Genomic DNA, 1,740 nt, shown 5'->3' with positions numbered 1-1,740 from the left:
CGACATACCAAGGCGCGTCATCAGTGCTCGTCGCGCTGAGGCATTCCTCATAGGCTTCAGCGTAGTCGTCCCAGAATTCACGCTCCTTCACATCTGCGTCGCTGAATTTCCAGTTCTTATCGGGGTTGTCGATACGTTCGAGAAAGCGTTTGCGCTGTTCTTCCTTCGACAGGTGGAGAAAGACTTTGACGACGCGAGTCCCGTTGACGGTGAGGTGCTTTTCAAAATCGTTGATTGATCGATAGCGCTCACGCCATACCTTCGCGTCGTGATGCGGCGCATCCGGGATGGCCTCCCGGTGTAGAATGTCGGGATTCACGCGGACGACCAGGACTTCCTCGTAGTAGGATCGGTTGAAAATCGCGATCCGCCCGCGCTCCGGCAAATCCTGGGTGGTCCGCCAGAGAAAATCGTGCTCCAATTCGGCTTCCGTGGGCTGCTTGAAGCCGTAGACCCGGCAGCCCTGAGGGTTGACGCCTGACATCACATGACGGATCGCGCCGTCCTTTCCAGCCGCATCCGTCGCCTGGAGGATCAGCAAGATCGCGTGGCGATCGGAGGCGTAATGAAGATGCTGCATCGCGCTGAGCTTCGCGACGTGCTCTTCCAGCAGCGTCTCGTACTGTTCCTTGGATTTGTACACGGGGTCGACCTTCGTCGGCCATTTCGCAAGATGGACTTTATCGCCTTCCCGCACGCGATAGTCCTTGCAGTCGATCTTCATGTGCGTCCTTCCGGCGTCTGCTGCGGGTTCGTGTCGTCGATCGGCTCAGTCGGCGGCCTGCGCGGTCGGATCAGAAGGCGCCTTTGCTTTGACGCTCGGTTTGGGGGCAGCTTCGGTTTTAGCCTTAGGCGCGGCTCCGGTTTCAGGCGCCTTCACGGCCGCGATGGGCGCCTCAGTCTGGGTGATAGCCGCGGCGATCATGCGTCCGGCATCCTCCGGGTCTTTGATGAGGCCGGCCACGAGGAGGTCGCCGAGCGACGTGTCGAGCAAAGTCGCAATGCCGGTTTTGGCTTCAGGTTTAGGCCCGGTTTCGGGCTTGGGTTCAGCCTTGGCTTCAGGCTGGGGCGCCGCCTTGGCTTCGGGCCGGGGCGTTGCCTTGGCTTTCGGCTTGGGCTCGGCCTTTGCGTCCGGCTGGGGCGCAGCCTTCGCTTCAGACTGGGGCGCGGCCCCAGCTTCAGGCTTGGGCGCAGGCTTGGCTTCGGGCTCGCCCTTGGCTTCGAGCTTGCCCTTGGCTTCGAGCTTGGGTCCGGCCTCGGCGTCCGGCTTGGCGTCGTCGGCCTTGGCGTCTGGCGTGGAGCCCGGCGGCCCTGCGTTGGCTTCGGCTTTGGGCGCGCTTTTGGCGTCGGGCTGAGCAGCGGGTTTAGCGTTGTCGGCTCCGGCCTCAGGCTTGGCCTCAGCTTTAGTTGCGGGTTTGGCCTCCGCTTTGGCTTCGGGCCCGGTCTCGCCTTTGGCTTCCGGCTTTGCCTCAGCCTTGGCGTCAGGCTTGGCCTCAGTTTTGGCCTCAGGTTTCGGCGCGGGGTCGGCTTTGACACTATCGAGCAATTTATAGGCGAGCAGCTTCACCGGGTCTGTCACAAGGAACCAGGCGAAGGCGTAACCCCAAACGATCCCCGCATATTTCCAGCCAAGCGGCGTCACGAGCCAGGCGCCATATACGGAAATAAGCGTCGCCACGGTCTGAGTGCCTATTACCGCCGCCAACAATATCCACGCCGGGCGCGTGGACCACCACGGGC

General features: G+C 62.1%; 1 protein-coding gene and 1 pseudogene. Both read right to left on the bottom strand.

Translation table 11 applies throughout. From position 1 onward, the window contains the following. A partial coding sequence (locus WCB02_RS17035; RefSeq protein ID WP_423959737.1) for a PPK2 family polyphosphate kinase occupies nucleotides 1–724 on the bottom strand: 724 nt, incomplete at its 3' end. 45 nt (nucleotides 725–769) lie between these two features. Then, nucleotides 770–1,740, bottom strand: a pseudogene (locus WCB02_RS17030) (hypothetical protein); the annotation flags it as partial.

Origin of the sequence: Bradyrhizobium sp., from assembly GCF_049581145.1 — a bacterium.
In the GTDB taxonomy this organism is placed as follows: Bacteria; Pseudomonadota; Alphaproteobacteria; order Rhizobiales; family Xanthobacteraceae; genus Bradyrhizobium.
This window is presented reverse-complemented; position numbering and strand designations above follow the sequence as displayed.